The sequence below is a fragment of the Arenibaculum pallidiluteum genome, assembly GCF_017355985.1.
Classification (GTDB): Bacteria; Pseudomonadota; Alphaproteobacteria; order Azospirillales; family Azospirillaceae; genus Arenibaculum; species Arenibaculum pallidiluteum.
Genome location: NZ_JAFIQU010000027.1, coordinates 1 through 22341 on the forward strand (window position 1 = coordinate 1; position 22341 = coordinate 22341).

Annotated in this window: 18 protein-coding genes; 7 read left to right on the top strand and 11 right to left on the bottom strand. The window is 70.4% G+C overall.

Going from position 1 to position 22341, the window contains the following annotated elements:
• Positions 1-393 precede the first annotated feature (393 nt).
• Positions 394-1416, bottom strand: a complete 1023-nt coding sequence (locus JUB13_RS29530) for an alpha/beta fold hydrolase (protein WP_207485846.1) — start codon at positions 1414-1416, stop codon at positions 394-396.
• A 64-nt stretch (positions 1417-1480) separates the two neighbouring features.
• On the bottom strand, positions 1481-2461 hold the full coding sequence (locus JUB13_RS29535; protein WP_207485847.1) for an ABC transporter ATP-binding protein: 981 nt from the start codon (positions 2459-2461) through the stop codon (positions 1481-1483).
• A gap of 98 nt (positions 2462-2559) precedes the next feature.
• On the opposite strand from JUB13_RS29535, the gene JUB13_RS29540 reads away from it, so the two are divergent.
• From JUB13_RS29540 to JUB13_RS29550, 3 genes are all read left to right on the top strand, one after another.
• Positions 2560-2748, top strand: coding sequence for a zinc-finger domain-containing protein (locus JUB13_RS29540; RefSeq protein WP_207485848.1), 189 nt, complete (start codon positions 2560-2562; stop codon positions 2746-2748).
• 78 nt (positions 2749-2826) lie between these two features.
• Positions 2827-4149: an ActS/PrrB/RegB family redox-sensitive histidine kinase gene (locus JUB13_RS29545; protein WP_207485849.1), complete on the top strand. Its 1323-nt coding sequence runs from the start codon at positions 2827-2829 to the stop codon at positions 4147-4149.
• Positions 4146-4727: an ActR/PrrA/RegA family redox response regulator transcription factor gene (locus JUB13_RS29550; RefSeq protein WP_207485850.1), complete on the top strand. Its 582-nt coding sequence runs from the start codon at positions 4146-4148 to the stop codon at positions 4725-4727. The genes JUB13_RS29545 and JUB13_RS29550 overlap by 4 nt, the downstream gene beginning before the upstream one ends.
• Positions 4728-4761: 34 nt before the next feature.
• Here JUB13_RS29550 and JUB13_RS29555 read toward each other — a convergent pair whose 3' ends face one another.
• A complete protein-coding gene (locus JUB13_RS29555; RefSeq protein ID WP_207485851.1) occupies positions 4762-5982 on the bottom strand; it encodes an EAL domain-containing protein in 1221 nt (406 codons plus the stop codon).
• A 198-nt stretch (positions 5983-6180) separates the two neighbouring features.
• Between JUB13_RS29555 and JUB13_RS29560 the strand changes: the two genes are divergently transcribed.
• Positions 6181-6972 carry an NAD-dependent epimerase/dehydratase family protein gene (locus tag JUB13_RS29560; RefSeq protein ID WP_207485852.1) on the top strand — a complete coding sequence of 264 codons (792 nt, stop codon included), beginning with the start codon at positions 6181-6183 and terminating at the stop codon, positions 6970-6972.
• A gap of 102 nt (positions 6973-7074) precedes the next feature.
• Complete coding sequence (locus JUB13_RS29565; protein ID WP_207485853.1) at positions 7075-7617, top strand: hypothetical protein; 543 nt, start codon at positions 7075-7077, stop codon at positions 7615-7617.
• A gap of 60 nt (positions 7618-7677) precedes the next feature.
• On the opposite strand, the gene JUB13_RS29570 is transcribed toward JUB13_RS29565, so the two are convergent.
• Positions 7678-8973, bottom strand: a complete 1296-nt coding sequence (locus JUB13_RS29570; RefSeq protein ID WP_211115680.1) for a hypothetical protein — start codon at positions 8971-8973, stop codon at positions 7678-7680.
• A 289-nt stretch (positions 8974-9262) separates the two neighbouring features.
• Here JUB13_RS29570 and JUB13_RS29575 point away from each other — a divergent pair, with 289 nt between their 5' ends.
• Complete coding sequence (locus JUB13_RS29575; RefSeq protein WP_207485854.1) at positions 9263-9730, top strand: hypothetical protein; 468 nt, start codon at positions 9263-9265, stop codon at positions 9728-9730.
• Between the two features lie 179 nt (positions 9731-9909).
• Positions 9910-12213, top strand: a complete 2304-nt coding sequence (locus JUB13_RS29580; RefSeq protein ID WP_236025327.1) for a mechanosensitive ion channel domain-containing protein — start codon at positions 9910-9912, stop codon at positions 12211-12213.
• Positions 12214-12282: 69 nt separating this feature from the next.
• Here the strand turns inward: JUB13_RS29580 and JUB13_RS29585 are convergent, their stop codons facing one another.
• The 7 genes from JUB13_RS29585 to JUB13_RS29615 all read right to left on the bottom strand — a co-directional run bounded on the left by JUB13_RS29585 (position 12283) and on the right by JUB13_RS29615 (position 22312).
• Complete coding sequence (locus JUB13_RS29585) at positions 12283-13209, bottom strand: 2-hydroxyacid dehydrogenase (protein ID WP_207485855.1); 927 nt, start codon at positions 13207-13209, stop codon at positions 12283-12285.
• Positions 13206-14456, bottom strand: coding sequence for a pentapeptide repeat-containing protein (locus tag JUB13_RS29590; protein WP_207485856.1), 1251 nt, complete (start codon positions 14454-14456; stop codon positions 13206-13208). Before JUB13_RS29590 ends, JUB13_RS29585 begins: the two co-directional genes overlap by 4 nt.
• 76 nt (positions 14457-14532) lie before the next feature.
• On the bottom strand, positions 14533-16185 hold the full coding sequence (locus JUB13_RS29595) for an ABC transporter ATP-binding protein (RefSeq protein WP_407928192.1): 1653 nt from the start codon (positions 16183-16185) through the stop codon (positions 14533-14535).
• Between the two features lie 12 nt (positions 16186-16197).
• Positions 16198-17382 (bottom strand): ABC transporter permease, encoded by a 1185-nt coding sequence (locus tag JUB13_RS29600; RefSeq protein ID WP_211115681.1) that lies wholly within the window; start codon positions 17380-17382, stop codon positions 16198-16200.
• The gene (locus JUB13_RS29605) at positions 17379-18485 is read right to left on the bottom strand and encodes a microcin C ABC transporter permease YejB (protein WP_207485857.1); all 1107 of its coding nucleotides are present in this window, start codon (positions 18483-18485) and stop codon (positions 17379-17381) included. The genes JUB13_RS29600 and JUB13_RS29605 overlap by 4 nt, the downstream gene beginning before the upstream one ends.
• 29 nt (positions 18486-18514) lie before the next feature.
• Positions 18515-20365 carry an extracellular solute-binding protein gene (locus JUB13_RS29610; protein WP_207485858.1) on the bottom strand — a complete coding sequence of 617 codons (1851 nt, stop codon included), beginning with the start codon at positions 20363-20365 and terminating at the stop codon, positions 18515-18517.
• Positions 20366-20437: 72 nt separating this feature from the next.
• Complete coding sequence (locus tag JUB13_RS29615; RefSeq protein ID WP_207485859.1) at positions 20438-22312, bottom strand: extracellular solute-binding protein; 1875 nt, start codon at positions 22310-22312, stop codon at positions 20438-20440.
• Between the last annotated feature and the right edge of the window lie 29 nt (positions 22313-22341).

Below are 22341 nucleotides of genomic sequence, written 5' to 3' on the forward strand. Positions count from 1 at the left end.
GCACTCGTCCGCGAACAGCCCCACGGCCGTCTCGATGTCGCCCGCGGCCAGCGCCGCATCGAACCGCGCCAGCAGAGCCTGAACGCGCGCCGTCGGAGTCACGTCGAGCATGGTGTTCCTCCCCTATCGTTGCGGATCCGGATTCATCTGCATTGAGGGCGGCGCGGCCAGGACGAGGAAGGGCGCCGCCGCGGCTGTTCCGCGGCCGGCGGCGCATGTCAGGGTGAACCCGATCTCCCCGACATGGGGCCTGGTCGAAGCCATCGCGCGATGCCCGTTGCTCCCGGAACGACGCTCGCACAGGCCCGTCCGGGCGGCAAGGGAGATTGGTTCGCCAAGCGAACGATCGAGCGGCGGTGCGTCCTGCCCTGCGCGACTGGCGCCGGGGAAGGTTCAGGAGGGGTTCGAGGCGACCTTGCTGCGCTCGGCCTCCGGCGGTTCCCAGGGGACCCGGTCGGCGCCGCTGGGCAGGCGCGTGCCGGGCATGCGCAGCCAGGCCAGCACGTCCTTCCAGACCGCTTCTGCCTGCAGGTCGCGCAGCAGCATGTGGTAGCCGCGCTCGTAGACGCCGACCTGGGTGCCCGGGCGGGCCGTCTCCAGCGCCGCGAGCGCCCTGCCGATGGCGGGCTTCGGCAGGACCTCCTCGTGCCGTCCGTAGAGCACCAGGAGGGGCAGGCGCGGCGGCAGCGCCGGCATGGCGTCCTCGGCCCGCGTCATCAGGTCCACCAGCCCCTTCACCGCATCGACCCGGGTGCGCTTGATCACCAGCGGGTCGCGGCCGAGGGCGCGCAGCATCTCGATGTTGTCCGAGGGCTGGATCTTCAGGTCGCGCGGCGGCTCCAGCACCAGCCCCGGCACCATGCTGTAGGCCAGCCAGAGCGTGAAGCGGTAGAGCGGGTTCAGCGAGGCCCGGCCCCAGACCGCGGGCGCGGACAGCACCGCGCCCGCGACGCGCTCGGCCAGCGGCGGCCGCCCCGGCGCCGGCGCCGCCGTCAGGGCCGCGGCGACCACGGCGCCGCCCATGCTCTCGCCCAGCAGGAAGACCGGCACACCGGGATGCCGGGCAGCGACGGCCTGCACGGCCGCGTCGAGGTCGGCCGCCATCGTCTCGGTGTCGGCCCAGACGCCCGGCCGCGGACCGGCGCCGAACCCGCGCTGGTCGTAGGCATAGGTGGCGACGCCATGCCGGGCCCAGAACCGGCCCGGCATGTCGAAGGCGTTGGAGTAGTCGTTCATGCCGTGGAGCGCGACCACCACGGCCGAGGGGCGCCCCTCGGGCAGCCAAGAGCGAAGCGGAAGCGCGACGCCGTCGGGCGCCACGAAGGCGTCCGCAACCAGGGCCGGCGGCTGCACGGGCGGGCCCATGGGCTGGCGCTCCATGGCGCAGCCCGCGCAGAGCAGCGCGAACGCCAGCATCCACCATCGGAATGGGCGCCCGAATGGGTGCCGGAATGGCCGCCGTTCGGCTCGCCGGGCGGGCTCAGCCGGTGCGGCGCGTGAGCTGGAGGAAGATGTCCTCAAGGTCGGTCTGTTCCGTGGTCAGGTCCTGGATCCCGAGCCCCGCCGCCTGCACGGCGGCCAGGATGTCGCCCACCTGCGTCTGGCGCGGATCGTAGCGGATCGCGAGCTGCCGCGGCGCACGCAGCTCGGGCGCGAAGGCCGCCAGCTGCCCGGGCACCCCCGACAGGTCGTGGTCGGTCTGCAGGATCAGGGTCTTGCCCTCGATCCGGCGCAGAAGGTTGGTCGTGCTGTCATGGGCGACCACCCGGCCGTGGTTGATGATCGCGATTGTATCGCAGAGCTCCTCGGCCTCTTCCAGGTAGTGGGTCGTCAGCAGCACGGTGGTCCCGGTCCGGTTCAGGGCCCGGACCTGATCCCACAACATGCGCCGCAGCTCGATGTCCACGCCGGCGGTCGGCTCGTCCAGCACCAGGACCGGGGGCGCATGGACCATGGCCTTGGCCACCATCAGCCGCCGCCGCATGCCGCCCGACAGCGTACGGGCATAGGAGTCCGCCTTGTCGCTGAGGCCGACCGCGGCCAGGATCGCGTCGGTCCGGCGCTCCGCCTTGGGCACGCCGTAGAGCCCGGCATGCAGGTCCAGCAGCTCGCGCGGGGTGAAGAAGGGATCGATATTCAGCTCCTGCGGGACCACGCCGATCGCCGAGCGGGAGCTGCGCGGGTCGGCGTCGATGTCGCGGCCCCAGATCCGCACCGTGCCGGAGGTCTTCATGACCAGGCCCGCCATGATGTTGATCAGGGTCGACTTGCCCGCCCCGTTGGGGCCGAGCAGCCCGAACAGCGAGCCGCTGGGGATCTCCAGGTCGATGCCGTGCAGCGCCGTCTTCTCGGGCACGCGGCCGGCGGCGCGGTAGGTCTTCACGAGGCCCCGCACCTCGACCGCGAGGCGTGGCGCGGAGACGGGGTGTGCGGCTTCGGGCCGCTGTGCGGGCTGTGCCATGGGTTTTCCGGCGAATCTCGTTGATCGGGACCCGGCCTTGGGTATCATCCGCGCGGCTTCACGGAAAGCCTCAGCCGAAGCGTGGCAGGGTCGATAAGATGGCGCAGACTAACCCGGTCGAGGTGATCGAGGTCGAGACGGACACGGTCGGGTGCGACGGCGGCGGCGGCCCCCTTGGGCATCCCGTGAGCTATCTGACGCTGGGCCGCGAAGGCTTCGTCGAATGCCCATACTGCTCGCGCCGCTTCGTGGCCAAGCCTGGCGCCCGCTTCGGCGGGCATCACTGAGCCCCGCAGCCACGCCGGCCGCCGCAGGCCACCCCGTGGAGCCGGCGGCCGTGAGCCCACAGCCTTGAGCCCGCAGCCTTGAGCCCACAGGCGCGCCCGGCTCCATCCGCGCCCGCGGCCCCCGTCATCGCCGGCCGCGTCACGCTGCGCACGCTGATCCTGATCCGCTGGGTGGCCGTGGCCGGGCAGCTGGCGACGGTGATGCTGGTCTACGGGCTCCTGGACTTCGAGCTGCCCCTGGGTCCGGCGCTGGGCGTCATCGGGGCGTCGGTGCTGCTGAACTTGGCCTCCTCGGCCCAGCCGGGCCCGCGGCCGCGGCTCACGGACCGCACCGCGGCCCTGTTCCTGGGCTGGGACGTGATCCAGCTCTCGCTGCTGCTGTACCTGACGGGCGGCATCCAGAACCCCTTCTCCGTGCTGATCCTGGCGCCGCTCACCGTGGCCGCGACGATCCTGTCGCTGGGCAGCGTCGTGCTGCTGGTTACGCTCGCCGTGTCGTGCCTGTCGGGGCTGGCGCTCTGGCATTATGCGCTGCCCTGGCCGGGCGCCCTGCCGCTGCCGGGGCTCTACTCCTTCGGGATCTGGATGGCGCTTGTCTGCTCGGCGGTCTTCGTCAGCGGCTATGTCTGGCGCGTCGCGCGCGAGACGCGCCAGACCTACGAGGCGCTGGCCGCCAGCCAGGAGGCGCTGGCCCGCGCCCAGAAGCTCTCGGCCCTGGGCGGGCTCGCCGCCGCCGCGGCGCACGAGCTGGGCACGCCGCTGGGCACCATCAGCCTCGTGGCCAAGGAGCTCGCCCGCGAAGTCCCGCCGGACAGCCCGATCGCCGAGGACATCGCCCTGCTCCAGAGCCAGGCGGTGCGCTGCCGCGACATCCTGGCCGAGCTGTCGCGCCGCCCCGACACCGAGGGCGGCGAGCCCTACGAGCGGCTGACGCTGCGCGCGCTGGTCGAGACGGCGGCGGCCGGGCACAAGCGGCCCGGCATCGCGCTGACGATAACGGAGCGTCCAGGGGCCGGCGCGGATGTGCCGCAGGTGCCCATGATCCGCCGCAGCCCCGAGATCATCCACGGGCTCGGCAACATCATGCAGAACGCCATGCAGTTCGCGCGGAGCGCCGTCGAGGTCACCGCGGAATGGGATCTCAGGCAGCTCAGTCTCACCATCGTGGACGACGGGCCGGGCTTTCCCGGCGGCCTGCTGGCGCGGATCGGCGAGCCCTACATCTCGTCGCGCAGCGACGGGGGCGGCATGGGGCTGGGGATCTTCATCGCCCGTACGCTCCTGGAGCGTACCGGGGCCAGGGTGGCCTTCACCAACGGTCGTGGCGGTGGGGCGCAAGTTGTCGTAACCTGGGCGCCGCCGGTCTACGCTGACAAGTACGAGGCTACGAGCGAATCATGAATGCCGATATCGTCCCGGGCGATGGCCAGAAGTTGACCTTCACCGGCGACGCGGCGCGCAGCCTCCTGATCGTGGACGACGACATGCCGTTCCGCACGCGGCTGGCCCGCGCGATGGAGAAGCGGGGCTTCGACGTGGTCGCGGTGGACAGCGTGTCCCTGGGCATCGAGGTCGCGCACGAGTCGGCCCCCGCCTATGCGGTCGTCGACCTGCGGCTGGGCGACGGCAGCGGCCTCGACGTCGTGGCGGCGCTACGCGACGCCAGGCCCGAGGCGCGCATCGTGATGCTGACGGGCTACGGGAACATCGCGACCGCGGTCGCCGCTGTGAAGGCCGGGGCGGTCGACTACCTGCCCAAGCCCGCCGATGCCGACGCGGTCGAGGCGGCGTTGCTGGCCGATGGCCGTCCGCTCCCGCCGCCGCCGGAGAACCCGATGTCGGCCGACCGGGTGCGCTGGGAACACATCCAGCGCGTCTTCGAGCAGTGCGAGCGCAACGTCTCCGAGACCGCGCGGCGCCTGAAGATGCATCGCCGCACCCTGCAGCGCATCCTGAACAAGCACGCCCCGCGGGCCTGAGCGCCGCGCCTTCGCGGGGCGGTCCGGCCGGCGCTCAGGCGGCGCCGGGCCGCTGGCCGCGTGCCAGCCGCTCCACATGGCGGCCCTGGAAGAGCGAGATGCCGGCCGCGCGGCCGGTCTCGATGGCGGCGGCGCCGTCGCAGCGCCCGAGGATCACGTTGGCCTGGCCGTTCTCGGCGACGAAGCGGCGGATGTCCTGGGCCAGCTCGCCGCGCCCCTCCGCGATCTCGGGCGCCCAGCGCAGCTTGACGAGGTCGAAGCCGAGCCGCGCGCGGTCGACGAAGGGCAGGGTCAGGTGGGTCAGCCCGTCCAGGCAGATCCGGTGCCCACGCTCGCGCAGCAGGTCGCGGGCGAACAGGAACGCGCCCATGTCCGCGAAGACGTCCAGCGTCTGCAGCTCGATCACCATACGCCCGCGCAGCCGGCCGTTCAGCGTCTCGTCGAAGCGCCGGAATTCCGGTGAGAGCAGCGTCGCGACGTTCAGGTTCAGGCTGAACGGAGTCTCCCGCGGCGAGCGGGCCATGTGGGCGAGAACCCGCCGGTCGAGCGTGCGCGTCAGGACCTGGAACAGCCACGGGTTCGCCGTCAGGTCAACCCCCGGAAGCACGGCCTCGGCCAGGTGCCGGGTCGAGACGTAGACCTCGTCGAAGACGCGGCTGGGGGCCTGTCCGGGGAAGATCGCGCAGACCGACTGGTTGCGCAGGAAGTTCGAGAGGTCCGCCCGCGCCAGCATGTCCTCGAGACCGGCAAGCTGCGAGGCGATCAGCGGGGCGCCCTCGGATGCGGGCTCGTCCTCGGACGGGCCGCCCGCGATGCCCGCGAGCTCCTGCCGGTCGCGCGCCTGGGCCAGGAAGCGCGGCAGGTCGCGCTCGAGCCGGTACCAAGTGCAGAAGCTGCGCCCGCCGTCGCGCAGCACCAGGGCGTCCTCGGCGAAGAGGAAGCGCAGCCGCTGCACGGCCTGGTCGATCGGGGCCGTGTCCGCTTGGCGCGAGACGAAGACGAGGTCGCCGCAGGAGAGCACGAAGACACGCCCCTCCAGCGTACGGAGTGCCGCCTGGAACAGGTCGGCCGCGACCCGCAGATGGTGCTCGCGCCGGTTCCGCCCCTCCAGCAGGGAGAGGTGCACCCAGCAGGCGAGGCGAGCCGAGCGGCTGCGGGTCAGGCGCTCGGCGTGGTCGAGCAGCTCCGCCTCCGGGCTACGGCCGGGATTGGGGAGCAGGCGGCCCGAAGGCAGGACTGAGAGCGTCGGCTTCATGGGACGAACTCTGCACGGCACCCGCCAAGCCTTCCATCAAGCGTATGGCGACGCGCCTCCTCACTTTCGAAAGGAGTGTTCGAGACCGGAATCCATCCGATCGTAAGTGGTGGGATATGGATGGTAACCCCTCCCCGCGGCTCCCTCGCCGCGGGATGCAGCCGCTAGGGTATGGCCCGGACGCAAGGTGAGGATGCCATGGCGGTGATATTCGTGACCGGCGGGGCCGGCTATCTCGGCAGCCATCTCTGCGCGGGCCTCTGGGCGTCGGGCCATCTGCCCGTGGCCTACGACGACCTGTCCTCCGGCAAGCTCGCCGCAGTCCGGTGGGGGCCGCTGGTCCTCGGCGACGTCGGCGACCGCGAGCGGCTGGAGGAGGCCCTGATCCTCTACGGCCCCGATCTCATCGTCCATCTGGCGCAGGCGCGAAGCGGCGCGGCCGAGCTGCGCCGCGCCGGAGAGGTGCGGGCCGCGCTTACGCTGCTGGAGGCGATGCAGGCGCGCGGCCTGCGGCGCCTCGTCGCGCCCGGCCATGCGGCGGCGCTGGGCGTCGGGGCGCCGGGCAGGGAACCAGATCCCGCCGCGGAGACGATCGTCGAGCAGATGCTGCGGGATGCCGACCGCGGCCACGGCCTGCACTCGGTGCTGCTCCGCCTTCCCCGCATCGCCGGGCGCTGGGCCGGAGCCGCGGCGCCGCCCGCGGTGGATCCGGACGGGCAGGGGCGGGATGCCGGGGCCGGCCGCTGCCTGGACGTCGCCGAGGCGGTGGCGGCCATGGTGACCGCCGTGAACTATCTGCTGCAGGGCGGGGCGAGCGCGACCCTGGATCTCGGACCCGATGCCGCCGGGCTCGGCGAGCTGCTTCCCGGCTGGCAGACCCATGCCGGGGCGGAGACGCTGCTGGATCCCACCTGGCATGGCGTCGTCGAACCCGCCTGGGCCGATTCCAGCCGGCCCGGCCTCCCGCACGCCGCCCGCAACGCGGCCTGAGGCGCGTCCCGCCTTCGGGCGGGCCGATCACGCCGTGCCGGAAGTGATTGCGAGTCATTATCACTCGCGATAGTGTCCTCGGAGACGAAGACGGAGGCCGCCGTGATATTCCGCATCGACGAGGAGACGCCGCTGCCGGACCGCATCGACGCGCTGACGGCGGGCGAGCGCCTGCTGCTCTGCGCGTTCCGGCGTTGGGTGGCGGGGCTCCGGGACAGCGATATCCGCCAGTGGGAGCGGACCTGGAGCGACTTCTGCTTCGAATTCGGAAGCCATGCCGGCCGCGAGGCGACGACCGCCATCTCGACGCTGGTCGGCGCGATCCGCGAGGGGGCCAGGCGCCGCATCCGCCATCACGAGCCGTGCTGCCCGTTCCTGACGGCGGACGAGATCACGATCGCGGGGCTGGTGGCGGCGGCCCAGCGCGCCGACCTGTTCACGGCCCGCAGCCTGGCCGTGTGGCTGGTGCGCGGCGACAGCTCGGGCACCCTGCTGGCCGCCGCGGGGGCGCTTGCGGACCGCATGCGCGAGACGGGGATCATCCTGCCCGACCGGCGGCACCGCCCGGCGCCAGTGCCGGCGCGTGGCCCAACGGTGCGCGAGGCCGTGACAGAGGCGTCGGCGCGCCTCAGGGTCGTGGTCTGAGGGGGCGGAAGGAATTCCGAGCCGGGGTCCCGCCGTCGCCCGCGGGACCTCTTCCGGCCCTCAGTCGTCCATCACCTTGGCGGTCTTGATGGCGTCGGACAGGTGGACGCCCTTGCGCAGGATGTTGTCGACGATCCGGCCCTGAACCAGGTCGATCCCGTGCTTGTGGGCGAACAGCAGCCCCGAGACGGTGCCGCAGCGGGCCAGGATGAAGCGGCAGTTCTCCTGCTGGGCGATCTTCTCGGTGAAGGCGTCCAGCTCGGCCGCGCTCATGTCGGCCATGTCCGGGGACCAGAACACCTTGGCGTAGTCGGCCGCCATGTATTCCAGGTCCATGTGGCTCACCCAGAACGGCGTCAGCCCGTCGATGCAGATCCGGTAGCCCCGCTGCGTCGCGAAGTCGACGACCTCCTTGTAGAGGCTCTCGTTCTCGACGAGATCGGACTTGTTGACCTCCAGCACGACGTTGTTGCGAAGATCGGCGGTCAGCCGCTCGTCGAACTTCACGAAGGCCGCCGACAGGATCGTCGTCAGGTTCAGGTTCAGACCGATGCGCTGGCCCCTGATGAAGTCGGTGCCGTAGTTCAGCGCCCGCAGGACCGAGTTGTCCAGGCTGGAGGTGAAGTAGTTGAACAGCCAGCGATTCGCGGTGATGTCGAATTCCGGGCTGAGCCTGTCCTCGAGCGTCTTCACGGCGATATAAAGCTCGAAATACTCGCGCTCGCTGCGGTCCTCGGCCCGGATGTCCACGACCGGCTGGTTCAGCATGAAGGGCGACAGATCGAAGATCGTCATCTGGCGCTCGATCTTCGCGAGCTCCTCCAGCGTGATCGGCGGCTTGGTCTTCGGCTTTCCGGCGCCGTCGGCATTCCCGCCCGCCAGCCCTTCGATGAAGCGGATGACGTTGACGAAGTTCAGCGACAGCTCGAGGATCGAGAAGAGCGAATCTTCCTTGTAGGGATTCAGTCCTGTAGCCGAAGTCCTCGAGAGCATCAGCTTCTCGATCTTCTGGCAGACATCGGTGATGCTCGAGAACTTGATGCCCTTGTAGAGGATGATGATGTCGTCGTTCGACAGCGCGAAGATCTGAAGGAAGGCGGAGTTCTCGGCGATCTCCTGGAAGGCGCGCTTGATCCCGGAGAGATCGCCGTAGGTCTTGTCCTTCAGCAGGGACAGGTGAAGATGGACGAGGCGCAGGCCCTGAAGCTCGCGCTTGGCGGAGTGGAGAAGCGCCAGGAGCTTCTCGTCGTCATATTGCGGCTTCTCGGGGACGGCCGTCGTTTTCTCGCCGGGCTTGACGCGAACCCAGTCGCGCGCCGGACGGCCAGCATCCCGAGAACGGTACACCTGGTTCACTCGATCGCTCCGCTATGCGTCTGCGGCCCGCCTTCAGCCGGGGCGTCGCGGTGCCCAAGGGCGGCCGCCGACACGCTTCCCGGCATCATAGAGAATTCGAAGGGATTTCTGCTAACATTTAATTTCCGCCCCGCGTGAGCGGATCAAAAATGCCGCGAACTTTACCATCCCGGACAGCGAAAGGTCCATTGTTCCGCCGTCCAGGCGAGGCCCCGCATGGCTGTGAAGGGTTGCGTCCCACCGCCTTCCGGCGTATCGGAGAGGAAGAATTACCTCTTTAGGGGGTGACGTGTCCCTTCCCACCTTGGCCGACCCGGCCCTGCCGGTCGCCGCGGCGGCCCTGCTGCTGTGCGCGGCCGCCTGCATCCTGTGCCTGGTGCTGCGCGGCCGCCTGCGCCGCGCCCGCGCCGAGATGGCCGGCCTCCGCGCGGAGCTGGACGCCGCCGCCGGGCGCGAGGCGCTGCTGCGCGGCGGCTTCGACGGCCTGCCATGGCCCGCGCTGCTGTGCGACGCGTCCGGCACGGCGATCGCGACCAGCACGGCGGGCGGGCGCCGCGGGCTGGACCGGCGCGGCCGGCTGAAGGACCGCCTGGGCGAGGCGCGGGCGCTCGGCGGGCCGCTGGTCGTTGTCGAGCGTGCGCCCGACGGCGGCACGGTGCGACTCAGCCATCTGCCGCTGGCGTCCGGGACCTACCTCGTCTTCGAGGAGCCTCTCGAAGACACGGCGTCGCCGGCCCAGGCGCTCGCCGCGGTCTGAGGCCGGGCGGGCCTTCCGGGCCCCTGCAGGAGGGGGCGGCCTCCGGTGGCCCGAAGCCGGGCCGCAGAATGACGCCTTGATTTCGCCAGCCGGCACGGGGCACAGTCCCGCCGCCGTCCCGGGGTGGCGACGCGCGGCCGTGCCGGGGTGATCCGCAGCCCGGAGTCCGTCCGATCGCCATGCCCCTGCATCCCGACCGCCGTACGGCCGCCCCGCTCTTTCGCCTCCTGTGCGCCGTCCTGCTCGCCGCCGGCCTCGCCGGGGCCATGCCCGCCATGGCGCAGGTGCCGGCCGCGCCCGCGCAGGGCAACGCCGCGCCCAAGCCGGAGGTCGACCGCGCCCAGCTCGAATCCGTCCTGAAGACGCTCCAGGACCCCGCCGCGCGCGAGCGGCTGGCCCAGCAGATCCAGGCGCTGGTGGCGGTCCAGGAGCAGGCCGAGCCCGAGGAGATCGTGCCCGGGGCGCTGGGCGCGCAGACCCTGCGCTTCTTCTCGGGCCAGATCGCGGCCTTCGGCCAGCAGGTCACGTCCGTGATCGCGGCCTTCCGGGACCTGCCGCTGGCCGTGGAGTGGTTCGAGCGCCAGCTCACGGACGACTACCGGCGCGACCGGTGGAGCGATCTCGCGATCCAGCTTGCGGGGGCCATCTTCGTGGGCTTCCTGGCCGCGGGCGCGCTGCGCTGGCTGCTGCGGCGGCCCCATGCGGCGACGGAGGCGCACGTCGTCGAGGGGTATGCCGCGCGGATCCCGTTCCTGCTGGCCCGCACCGCGCTGGAGCTGCTGCCTATCGGCGCCTTCACGCTCGCGGGCTATGGGCTGCTGTCCTTCAGCGACCCGCCGCGGCTGATCCGCGTCGTCGCCCTGACCGTCATCAACGCGACCATCATGATCCAGCTCGTGATGGTGCTGGCGCGCGCGATCCTCACGCCCGGGGCCCAGAACCTGCGGCTGTTCCACTGCGACGAGGAGACCGCCCACTACATCTACATCTGGATCCGGCGCCTGGCCTACACGGCCGTCTACGGCTATCTCGTCAGCAACGCTGCCTTCGTCCTCGGCCTGCCGCTCGGCGCCTACACGGCGCTGCTCAAGGTGGTCGGGCTGGTCGTCGTCGGCATGCTGATCGTGCTGATCCTGCAGAACCGCACCGCCGTCGCCGACTGGATGCGCGGCCATCCCCTGAGCGGCGGCAGCGCCACCCAGGAGGCGAAGGAGATCGCGCGCGGCGCGCGCGACCGGTCGCTCCGCCAGGCCAGACGGCGCCTGGCCGATGTCTGGCACGTCCTCGCCATCGCCTATGTGATCGTGATCTACGGGATCTGGCTGCTGAACGTCGCCGGCGGCTTCGAATTCATGGTGCGGGCGACCGGCATGACGCTCGTCGTTCTGGTGGTGGCACGGCTGGCTGTCTCGGCGGTCGAGCGGCTCGTGAACCGGTTCTTCGCCATCGCGCCGGACATCCACAAGCGCTATCCCCGGCTGGAGATGCGGGCCAACCGCTACCTGCCGGTCTTCCTGCGGGTGCTGAAAGGCTTCATCTGGATCGTCGCGGGGCTCGCGCTGCTCAATGCCTGGGGCGTGGACAGCTTCGCCTGGATCGAAAGCCCGCTCGGCCAACGCATCACGGCCAGCGTGCTGACCATCGTGCTGGTCCTGGTCGCGGCCCTCGTGTCCTGGGAGGTCGTCAGCAGCCTGATCGAGCGCTACCTGACAGGCAGCATGAAGGGCGGCACCCGGGTCGAGCGATCCGCCCGCGTGCGCACGCTCCTGCCGCTCCTGCGCAACGCCTTCCTGGTGCTGCTGGTCACCGTGGTGACCCTGATCGTCCTCTCTGAGCTTGGACTGAACATAGCGCCGCTTCTGGCCGGTGCCGGCGTGATCGGCCTCGCCATAGGCTTCGGGTCGCAGACGCTCGTGAAGGACGTCATCACCGGCCTGTTCATCCTGTTCGAGGACACGATCTCGGTGGGCGACGTGGTGGACGTGGGCGGCGGCCACAGCGGCGTGGTGGAGGCGATCTCCATCCGCTCGATCCGGCTTCGCGACACGGCGGGCGCGGTCCATTCCGTGCCGTTCAGCCAGGTCAACACCGTGGTCAACATGACCAAGGACTTCTCCTTCTACGTCTTCGACATCTCGGTGGCGTACAAGGAGGATCCCGACCGCGTGACGGCGGTGGTTCGCGATCTCGGCGCCGAGCTTCAGTCCGACCCGGACTACGCCGCGCTGATCCTCGAGCCCGTCGAGATCATGGGCGTCGATGCCTTCCTGGACAATTCGGTGCTGATCAAGGCCCGCTTCAAGACGCGGCCCATCATGCAGTGGAAGGTCGGGCGCGAGTTCAACAGGCGCCTCAAGAAGCGCTTCGACGAGCTCGGCATCGAGATCCCGTACCCGCAGCGCACGATCCACGTCCGCGCCGAGCCGTCCCTGGGGCCGGACGCGATCCAGCAGGCCGTCGGCCAGGGCGCCGGCGCCAGCTGAAAGCCGGCGGGACGGCTGCTCCGGCGCCCTCGGCAGACCGGATGCCCGCCGTGTCGCGCCGCCGGGCGCTCAGTAGCCGCGCCGGGAGTCGACCACGTTCTCCAGCGGCAGGCCGCGCTCGTGGCGGCGGATCTGCTCTGCGATGGACGCGGCGGCGGTGCGCGCATGGGTCTTTGCCGCCACATGGGGCGTCACCACCACCGCGGGGTGGCGCCAGAACGGATGACCGGCAGGCAGCGGCTCCTCTGTGAAGACGTCGAGGCTCGCGCCGCGCAGCCGCCCGCCCGCCAGCGCGGCGAGGAGGTCCCCCTCGACCAGGTGGGCGCCGCGCGCGGCGTTGATGACCACGGCGCCCGGCGGAAGCGCCGCGAACAGCTCCGCATCGAGGATGCCGCGCGTCTCTGCGGTCAGCGGCAGCAGGCAGACCAGGATGTCGCTTCGGGCCAGCAGGGCGGCCAGCCCGTCCGGCCCGGAATGGCAGGCGATGCCGGGGATCTCCCGCGGCGACCTGCTCCAGCCCGCGACATCGAAGCCGAGGGCGGCGAGCGCGCGGGCGGCCGCCGCGCCGAGCTCGCCCAGGCCCAGGATGCCGACGCGCCGCTCCTGGGCCAGGAACTCGTCCAGCGGCTGCCACACGCCGCGGGCCTGCTGGGCCGAATAGGCGTGCTGGTTGCGGTGCCAGTAAAGGACCTGCGCCGCGACCCATTCCGTCATGCCGAGCACGAGGCCGGGCTCGACCATCCGCACGAGGGGAAGGTCGGGGAGGGTGGGGTCCGCCAGCATCGCGTCGACGCCCGCTCCGAGGGACAGGATCACCTCGAGCCGCGGCAGCGAGGCAAGCAGGCCCGGCGGCGGCTTCCAGGCGACGGCATAGCGGATCGCGGCATCATCGCCGCGCTCGGGCCAGACGCGGACCGGATGCTCCGGCAGCAGGCGGTTCAGCTCGCGCAGCCAGGGGCCGGGGTCGTCGGTTGCGGAGACGAAGAGGATGCTCATGGGGTCTCGTTTCCCGGAAGCGTCGCGGTCCCGGCCTTCGGAAGTCTGGCGCCCTTGAGGTCGGCGCCCTTGAGCAGGGCCATGTTGGCCCTGGCGCCGGTCAGGTCGGCGAAGCGCAGCAGCGCGCCGTCAGCGCTCGCGACCCGCAGGTCGGCCTCGACCAGCCGGGCGTATTGCAGGTTGGTGGGCCAGTCGCGGCCGGCGCCCGCCAGCGGCATGCCGTCCATCGCGGCGTCGCGCAGGACGGCACGCGTCATGTTCACCCGGCGCAGGGTGCAGCCCGACAGGTTCGCCCCCGTCAGGTCCGCCTCGCCCATGGAGCAGTAGGACAGGTCCGCCAGCACCAGGTGCGCGCCCTGCAGGTTCGCGCGCCTCAGGTCGCAGCGCTGGATGCGTGCGCCGGAGAGGTCGGTCTCGGCCAGGGGGGCATCGGTCAGGTCCACCATGTCCAGCTCGAGGCGCCGCCCCTCCCGTCCGTTGGTGTCGAGCCAGAGGCGGTGCAGCGCGACCAGCTCGAACAGCCGCTCTCCCAGCGGCTCCATCCGGCCCTCGGGCTCGATGCCCATCTGGACCATCTGCGCGACCACCCGGTCGTCGAGCACCGCGCCGGACAGCAGGGCGCCGTGAAGCTGCGCGCCCTTGATGGTGGCGCCGGACAGGTCGGTCGAAACCAGGATCGCCCCGGACAGATCGGCCCCGGTGAGATCGGCGTCCACCAGCTCGGCCCCTGTCAGATCGCAGTTCCCGAGATTGCTGCCGACCAGGATCGCGCGGGTCAGCCGGGCGTCGAGCAGGGTCGTGCGGCGCGACAGCGGCGCGTCCTGCCCCGGGCGCCGCTTCGTGCTGACGGCGCCGACCTCACCCGTGCGCAGGTCCGCGCCGGCCAGGTTGGCCTCGTTCAGGTTGGCCCAGTTCAGCACCGTGCCACGCAGGTCGGCGCCCAGGAGGTTGGCCCGGGTCAGGTCCGCCGCCTCCAGGTCGGACATCATCAGGATCGCGGCGGACAGGTCGGCGCGGCTCAGATTGCTGCGCGCGAGGTTGGCGCCGACCAGCTTCGCGTTGCGCAGCACGGCGCCCGCCAGCGGCAGGTGCGAGAGATCGTAGAAGCTGAGATCGGCCTGGACCCCGCCGCGCAGACCCTTGACCCAGCGCTGGTGGCGCTGAAGCAGCCGCTTCACCTCCTCGATGTACTCGGCGCTGTGGCCAGGATCGGACGGGACGGGCAGCTTCGACGGCGGGGACAGCATGATGATCCATGGGTACCACGGCCGGGTCCCCAGGGGGAGCCCCCACGGGCCCGCACAGGGGCGGTGGGGCCGGCCGTCAGCTTCGGACGGCTGCGGTCTCGACGGTGCGGTGGTCCAGCGCCGCGGCCAGCAGGGCGCGCGTATAGGGCTCGCGGGGCTCCTCGAAGATGCGGCGGGTGGCGCCGCGCTCGACCACCCGGCCGTCCTTCATCACGATCACCTCGTTGCTGAGCGCGCGCACGACGCGGAGATCGTGGCTGATGAAGAGATAGGCCAGGTTGTTGCGGGCCTGGAGGTCGCGCAGCAGATCGACGATCTGCGCCTGCACCGACATGTCGAGCGCCGAGGTCGGCTCGTCCAGCACCACGAATCGGGGCTTCAGGACCATGGCCCTGGCGATGGCGATGCGCTGGCGCTGGCCGCCCGAGAACTCGTGCGGGTAGCGGTTGCGGCTCGCCGGATCGAGCCCGACCTCCTCCAGCGCGCGGGCGATCATGGCCTCGCGCTCGCGCGCGGTGCCGATGCGATGGACCTTCAGCCCCTCCTCGATGATCTGCCCGACCGAGAGGCGCGGGCTCAGCGAGCCGTAGGGGTCCTGGAAGACCACCTGCATCTCGCGGCGCAGCGGGCGCATCTGCGCGGGCTGCAGGCCATGCACCTCGCGTCCGTCGAAGCGGATGGCGCCCTGGCTCTGCTGCAGGCGCAGGAGGGCGAGGCCAAGCGTCGTCTTGCCCGAGCCCGACTCGCCGACGACGCCGACGGTATGTCCCGCGCAGACCCGCAGGGACACGCCGTCCACGGCCTTCACATGGTCCACGGTCCGCCGCAGCAGCCCCGCCTTGATGGGGAACCAGACCTTCACGTCCTCGGCGGCCATAACCTCGGGGGCGTCGGTGGGCGGCGGGACCGGGTTGCCCCGCGGCTCGGCCTTCAGCAGGCGCTGCGTGTAGGGGTGCCGGGGGGCGGTGAAGAGCTGCTCGGTGGGCGCCGTCTCGACGATCTCGCCGCCGCTCATCACGCAGACCCGGTCCGCCATGCGCCGCACGATGCCGAGATCGTGGGTGATCAGCAGCAGCGCCATGCCGAAGCGGCGCTGCAGGTCCTTCAGCAGCTCCAGGATCTGCGCCTGGATCGTCACGTCCAGCGCCGTGGTGGGCTCGTCCGCGATCAGCAGGTCGGGCTCGTTCGCCAGGGCCATGGCGATCATCACGCGCTGGCGCTGGCCGCCCGACAGCTCATGCGGGTAGGCGCCCAGGCGCTTCTCCGGCGACGGGATGCCGACCAGGCGCAGCAGCTCCAGCGTCCTGCGGCGCGCGGCGTCCCGCGTCAGCCCCTTGTGCAGGAACAGCGTCTCGTTGATCTGCCGCTCGATGGTGTGGAGCGGGTTCAGCGAGGTCATGGGCTCCTGGAAGATCATGGCGATCCGGTCGCCACGGACCTCGCGGAGCACCCGTTCCTCGGCGCCCAGCAGCTCGGTCCCGCGGAACCGGATGCTGCCCGAGGGGTGGTGGGCCATGGGATAGGCCAGGAGCTGCAGGATCGAGAGCGCCGTCACCGACTTGCCCGAGCCCGATTCGCCGACCAGCGCCAGGGTCTCGCCGGGCTCGATGTGGAAGGAGACGCCGCGCACGGCATGGACCGTTCCGCTGCCCATGCGGAAGTCGACCGTCAGGTTCCGCACATCCAGAAGCCGCTCCGCCATCGGGCCGTCCCGTCCTGCGCCGTCCATCCCAGGCATCCCTTACTCCGCCGCCTTGCCGTGGGGAAGGGACGGCGTCTCCGGCGGCGCCTGGCTGCCCTTCGCGGCGCCGGGCAGCGGTCCCACGGTCTTGCGCGGATCGAAGGCATCGCGCACGGCCTCGCCGATGAAGATCAGCAGGCTCAGCATGGTCGCAAGCACGAAGAAGGCCGTCAGGCCCAGCCAGGGCGCCTGGATGTTCGCCTTGCCCTGGGCCAGCAGTTCGCCCAGCGAGGGCGAGCCCGGCGGCAGGCCGAAGCCCAGGAAGTCCAGAGCCGTCAGTGTGGTGATGGAGCCGTTCAGGATGAAGGGCATGAAGGTCAGCGTCGCCACCATGGCGTTGGGCAGCACGTGGCGGAACATGATGACGGGATCGCTGACGCCCAGGGCGCGCGCCGCGCGGACATAGTCGAAGTTGCGCGCGCGCAGGAACTCGGCCCGCACCACGCCCACCAGGCTCATCCAGGAGAAGAGGAGCAGCAGGCCCAGCAGCCACCAGAAGTTCGGCTCGACCACGCTGGCCAGGATGATCAGGAGGTAGAGCGTCGGCAGCCCCGACCAGATCTCGATGAAGCGCTGGAACAGCAGGTCGGTGAAGCCGCCGAAATAGCCCTGCACCGCGCCCGCGGCCACGCCGATGATCGAGGAGAACAGCGTCAGCGTCAGCCCGAACAGGACCGAGATGCGGAAGCCGTAGATCAGGCGCGCCAGGACGTCGCGCCCCTGGTCGTCCGTGCCCAGCCAGTTCACCGCTGAGGGCGGGGCCGGGGCGGGCACCGGCAGGTCGTAGTTGATGGTGTTGTAGCTGAAGGGGATCGGCGGCCAGACAATCCAGCCCTTCTGTCGGATCAGGTCGCTGACATAGGGGTCGCGGTAGTCGGTCTCGGTCTCGAACTCCCCGCCGAAGGTCGTCTCCGGGTAGGAGGTGGCGAAGGGGAAGTAGAAGGACCCGTCGTAGCGCACCAGCAGGGGGCGGTCGTTGGCGATCAGCTCCGCGAACAGCGTGACCAGGAAGATCGCGAGGAAAATCCAGAGCGACCACCAGCCGCGCCGGTTGGCCTTGAAGTTGTACCAGCGCCGCCGCGTCAGCGGCGTGACGCGGATGCCGAGGACGCGCTCGCCGCCCGCGGCCCCGGGCGCGGCGCCGGGCGGAGCATGCACGGGGCCGGATGCGGCGGGGCCCGTCATGTCCGCCTCGCTTCGAAGTCGATGCGCGGGTCGACCGCCACATAGGCGAGGTCGCCGACCAGGTTCATCAGCAGCCCTACCAGGGTGAAGAAGTACAGCGTCGCGAACATCACGGGATAGTCGCGGTTGATGGCGGCCTCGAAGCCCAGGAGGCCAAGCCCGTCCAGCGAGAAGATCACCTCGATCAGCAGCGAGCCCGTGAAGAGGATCCCGATGAAGGCACCGGGAAAGCCGGCTATCACGATCAGCATCGCATTGCGGAAGACGTGGCCGTAGAGCACGCGGCCCTGGGTCAGCCCCTTGGCGCGGGCGGTGACCACGTACTGCTTGTTGATCTCCTCGAGGAAGCTGTTCTTGGTCAGCATGGTGAGGCCGGCGAAGCCCCCCACCACCATGGCCGCGACCGGCAGCGTCATGTGCCAGAGATAGTCGAGGATCTGCTGCCACCACGGCATGAAGGCCCATCCGTCGCTGACGAGCCCGCGCAGGGGGAACCAGGCGAGATAGCGTCCGCCCGCGAAGACCACGATCAGCAGCACGGCGAACAGGAAGCTGGGAATCGCGTAGCCGACGATCACCACGGCGCTGCTCCAGACATCGAAGCGCGAGCCGTCCTTGACGGCCTTGCGGATGCCCAGCGGAATCGAGATCAGGTAGACGATCAGCGTCGTCCACAGCCCCAGCGAGATGGAGACCGGCATCTTCTCGAGCACGAGATCGACGACGCGGCGGTCGCGGAAGTAGCTGGTCCCGAAATCGAAGACGAGATAGTTCCCCATCATCTGCAGGAACCGCTCGTGCAGCGGCTTGTCGAAGCCGAACTGCCGCTCGAGCTCCTCGATGAAGCGGGGATCGAGCCCCCGGGCCCCGCGATAGCGGCTGGTGGCGTCGCCCGCCGCGGCGGTGGCCGCCTGTTGCTGGCCCCCTTCCCCGCCCGAGCCGCCGATACGGGCCGTCGCCTCGACTGCCGTGCCCTCGAGCTGGGCCAGCATCTGCTCGATCGGGCCGCCCGGGGCGGCCTGCACGATCACGAAGTTGGTGATCATGATGCCGATCAGCGTCGGCACGATCAGCAGCAGGCGCCGGACGATGTAGGCGAGCATCCCTCAGGCTCCCAGGATGGACGCGGCACTCACCGTCCGCCCCGGTCCAGCGAGGCGAGCCGCGCGTCCTTGGCGGGGTCGATCCACCAAGTGTCGGGGAAGCCGATGCCGTAGCGCGGCGGCTGCGCGGGATGGCCGAACCGGTTCCAGTAGGCGACGTTGTTCTTGTCCGAGTGATATTGCGGGATCACGTAATGGCCCCACAGCAGCAGGCGGTCCAGCGCGCGCGTGTGGTTCACGAGGTCCTCGCGGCTCTCGGCCCGGATCAGCCGTTCGATCAGGTCGTCGATCGCGGGGTCGCGGATGCCGGCGAGGTTCTGACCGCCGGGCACGTCGGCCGCGGCCGAGGACCACAGGTCGCGCTGCTCGTTCCCCGGCGAGAGCGACTGCCCGATGACCTCGGTGGTCACGTCGAAGTCGTAGGCGTCCGTCCGGTTCTTGTACTGGGCGGTGTCGACGATCCTCAGCACGGGCTTGATGCCGGCGCGCTCGAGATTGCGCATCCAGGGCTGCACGATGCGCTCGAGCGCGGGATCGTCCAGCAGGATCTCGAACTGCATCTGCTGGCCGGCGGCGTTCAGCAGCGCCCCGTTCCGCAGGGTCCAGCCGGCCTCCTTGAACAGGTCGAGCGCGGTCCTGAGATTGGCCCTGATGTTGCCGGAGCCGTCGGTCTCTGAGGGCTTGTACTCGGTCGTGAAGACCTCGTCCGGGACCTTGCCGCGATAGGGCTCCAGGATCTTCAGCTCGGCCGGCGAGGGCAGGCCCGACGACGCCAGCTCCGAATTCGAGAAATAGCTGCGGGTGCGCTTGTACTGGTCGTAGAAGATGTTCTTGTTCAGCCACTCGAAATCGAAGAGCTCGCCCAGCGCCGCGCGCACGCGGCGGTCCTGGAACAGCGGGCGGCGCGTGTTCAGAACGAATCCCTGCATGCCGCGGGGGTCCTCGGTCCTGATCTCCTCGCGCACGATGCGGCCGTCACGCACGGCCGGGATGTCGTAGCCCGTGGCCCAGTCCTTGGCGGTAGACTCCAGGCGGAAGTCGTAGGCGCCGGCCTTGAAGGCCTCCAGCAGCACGCCGCGGTCGCGGTAGTAGTCGTAGCGGATCCTGTCGAAGTTCCAGCGGCCGCGGTTGATCGGCAGGTCCTTTCCCCACCAGTCGGCCACGCGCTCGTAGGTGATGGCGCGGCCGGGCTCGACCTGGGCCACGCGGTAGGGGCCGCTGCCGAGCGTCGGCTCCAGCGTGGTCGCGCCGAAGTCGCGCCCCTCCCACCAGTGCTTCGGCAGCACGGGAAGCTGGCCCAGGATCAGCGGCAGCTCGGCGTTGCCACCGGACTTGAAGGTGAAGCGCACCTGCCGGTCGCCGACCTTCTCGGCACGGACCACGTCGCCGTAATAGGTCCGGTAGATCGGGCTGCCCTCGCGCATCAGCGTCTCGAAGGTCCAGATCACGTCCTCGGCCGTGATCGGCCGCCCGTCGTGCCAGCGCGCCTCGGGGCGCAGGGCGAAGGTGGTCGAGCTGCGGTCGGCGGGCACGCTGATCGATTCGGCGACGGAGCCGTACATGCTGAACGGCTCGTCGGCGTTCTGCGTCATCAGCGTCTCGAAGACGAGCCCGATCCCGGCCGGCGCGATGCCCCTCAGGATGAAGGGGTGCAGGTTGTCGAACCCGCCCATGGCCGCCAGCTTGATCTCGCCGCCCTTGGGCGCCTGCGGGTTCACGTAGTCGAAATGGGCGAAGCCGGGCTTGTACTTGGGCTCGCCGTGCAGCGCCAGGCCCGCGGCGTTCTCGACCGCGCCGGCGGCATGCCCGGGCACGGCATGGGCGGCGCAGGCGAGACCCATGGCCATGGCGGCAAGGACGGAACGCAGGCGGCTTCGCATCGGATCTCCCTCAGACGCGGGGCGCAACCCCAGGAATCTGTGCGGGGTTCATGACGAGAACAAGGCGTGCCGTCACCTGGTGCCGGCGGCCGCTGACTTCCGCGGATCCACCCACCAGGTGTCCAGGAAGCCGACACCGTATTTCGGCGCCCGGTCGGGCCTGCCGAAGATGTCCTTGTACGCGACCCAGGACTCGGTCTTGTGCCAGCGCGGCACCACGTACCAGCCCCACAGCAGCACGCGGTCCAGCGCGCGGGTCGCCGCCACCAGCGTCTCGTGGTCCCGGGCGGTCACGATCCGCTCCAGCATGGCGTCGACGACGGGATCCTTGATCCCGGTCATGTTGGCGGAGCCCTGCACGTCGGCCTCGGCCGAGCCGAAGCGGCTGACCAGCTCGGTGCCCGGCGGCGGGAAGAAGGTGTAGGTGGCGGTGAAGAGGTCGAAGTCGAACTGGTCGGCGCGGCGCTCCCAGGTCGCCGTGTCGGGCAGCCGGACGTGGCGCGCCTCGATCCCGGACTTCCTCAGGTTCTCCACATAGGCATTGGTCCAGCGCTCATCGTCCGGGAGGATGGTCAGGATCTCGAGCGTGAAGGGCTGGCCCTGGGCGTTGACCAGCCTGCCGTCCTTGAGCTCCCAGCCGGCCTCCTTGAAAAGCTGGAGCGCCCGCCGCTGGTTCGCGCGGATGTTGCCGCTGCCGTCCGTCTTCGGCGGCTCGAAGGGCTGCGTGAAGACGCGCGCCGGCAACCGGTCGCGGAACGGCTCCAGCAGCTCCAGCTCGCGCCCCGTCGGCAGGCCCGAGGAGCCGTACTCGCTCTGGATGAAATAGCTGGTATTGCGCTTGTAGTAGCCGAAGAAGATGTTCTTCTGGATCCACTCGAAATCGAAGAGATGGTTGATCGCCTCGCGCACCCGGGGGTCGGCGAGGTGCGGCCTGCGCGTGTTGATGAAGAAGGCCGACATGCCGCCGGGGGTCTGCACCGGGATCTCGCGCTTCACCACGCGCCCTTCGGCCAGGGCGGGGAAGTCGTAGCCCGTCGCCCAGCGCAGGGGCGATGTCTCCTCCCGGAAATCGTAGGCGTTGCCTTTGAACGCCTCGAACATCACCGTCTGGTCCCGGTAGAAGTCGTAGATGATCCGGTCGAAGTTGTTGCGTCCCCGGTTCGTCGGCAGGTCGGCGCCCCAATGGTCGGGCACGCGCTCGTAGACGAGGCGCCGGCCCGGCTCGACGGTGACGAGCCGGTACGGGCCGCTGCCGAGCGGCGGCTCCAGGAAGGTCTGGCTGGGGTCCCGCCCGTTCTGCGACCACCAGTGCTTCGGCCAGGGCGACATCCCGGCGGCCAGGATCAGCGGCTTCCTCTTCCCCTTGGTGGAGAAGGCGAACCTGATCCGGTGCGGCGACAGGATCTCGGCGGAGGCGACGGGATCGTAGATCGCGCGCAGGAAGGGCCGGCCGTGCTGCTTCAGGATGTCGAAGGCGAACTTCACGTCCTCGGCCGTGATCGGCGCGCCGTCGTGCCAGCGCGCCTCGGGCCGCAGATTGAAGATGGCCCAGGAATAGTCCTCGGGATACTCGACGCTCTCGGCCACCGCGCCATAGACCACGCCGATCTCGTCGGCCGAGCCCTCCATCAGGCTGTCCGAGATCAGCCCGATATTGGTGCGCTGCCACTCGCCGCGCGGGATCATGGTGTTGAAGCTGTCGAACCCCCCGAAGGCGGCCAGAGTCACCGTTCCGCCCTTGGGCGCGTCGGGCCGGACATAGGGGAAATGGGGCATGTCCGGGCCGTAGAGCGGCTCGCCCCATTCGGCGATGGCCCAGGCCTTGGTCACCTTCTCCTGACCGGGGGCCTCCTGACCGGGGGCCTCCTGGGCGGAGGCCGCGCTGGAGAGCGGCGCCGCAAGCCCGAGGGCCAGGCCGAGAACTGCGCCGAGCAGGCCGAGTCGCATGGGATCTCCCGTGGTGGACCGGACGTGTC

What these genes read in the sequence shown, in the direction of transcription:
- JUB13_RS29530 (WP_207485846.1), bottom strand. Translation starts at nt 1,416, where the DNA reads ATGCTGGCGTTCGCGCTGCTCTGCGCGGGCTGCGCCATGGAGCGCCAG.
- JUB13_RS29535 (WP_207485847.1), bottom strand. Translation starts at nt 2,461, where the DNA reads ATGGCACAGCCCGCACAGCGGCCCGAAGCCGCACACCCCGTCTCCGCG.
- JUB13_RS29540 (WP_207485848.1), top strand. Translation starts at nt 2,560, where the DNA reads ATGGCGCAGACTAACCCGGTCGAGGTGATCGAGGTCGAGACGGACACG.
- JUB13_RS29550 (WP_207485850.1), top strand. Translation starts at nt 4,146, where the DNA reads ATGAATGCCGATATCGTCCCGGGCGATGGCCAGAAGTTGACCTTCACC.
- JUB13_RS29555 (WP_207485851.1), bottom strand. Translation starts at nt 5,982, where the DNA reads ATGAAGCCGACGCTCTCAGTCCTGCCTTCGGGCCGCCTGCTCCCCAAT.
- JUB13_RS29560 (WP_207485852.1), top strand. Translation starts at nt 6,181, where the DNA reads ATGGCGGTGATATTCGTGACCGGCGGGGCCGGCTATCTCGGCAGCCAT.
- JUB13_RS29580 (WP_236025327.1), top strand. Translation starts at nt 9,910, where the DNA reads ATGCCCCTGCATCCCGACCGCCGTACGGCCGCCCCGCTCTTTCGCCTC.
- JUB13_RS29585 (WP_207485855.1), bottom strand. Translation starts at nt 13,209, where the DNA reads ATGAGCATCCTCTTCGTCTCCGCAACCGACGACCCCGGCCCCTGGCTG.
- JUB13_RS29590 (WP_207485856.1), bottom strand. Translation starts at nt 14,456, where the DNA reads ATGCTGTCCCCGCCGTCGAAGCTGCCCGTCCCGTCCGATCCTGGCCAC.
- JUB13_RS29595 (WP_407928192.1), bottom strand. Translation starts at nt 16,185, where the DNA reads ATGGACGGCGCAGGACGGGACGGCCCGATGGCGGAGCGGCTTCTGGAT.
- JUB13_RS29600 (WP_211115681.1), bottom strand. Translation starts at nt 17,382, where the DNA reads ATGACGGGCCCCGCCGCATCCGGCCCCGTGCATGCTCCGCCCGGCGCC.
- JUB13_RS29605 (WP_207485857.1), bottom strand. Translation starts at nt 18,485, where the DNA reads ATGCTCGCCTACATCGTCCGGCGCCTGCTGCTGATCGTGCCGACGCTG.
- JUB13_RS29610 (WP_207485858.1), bottom strand. Translation starts at nt 20,365, where the DNA reads ATGCGAAGCCGCCTGCGTTCCGTCCTTGCCGCCATGGCCATGGGTCTC.
- JUB13_RS29615 (WP_207485859.1), bottom strand. Translation starts at nt 22,312, where the DNA reads ATGCGACTCGGCCTGCTCGGCGCAGTTCTCGGCCTGGCCCTCGGGCTT.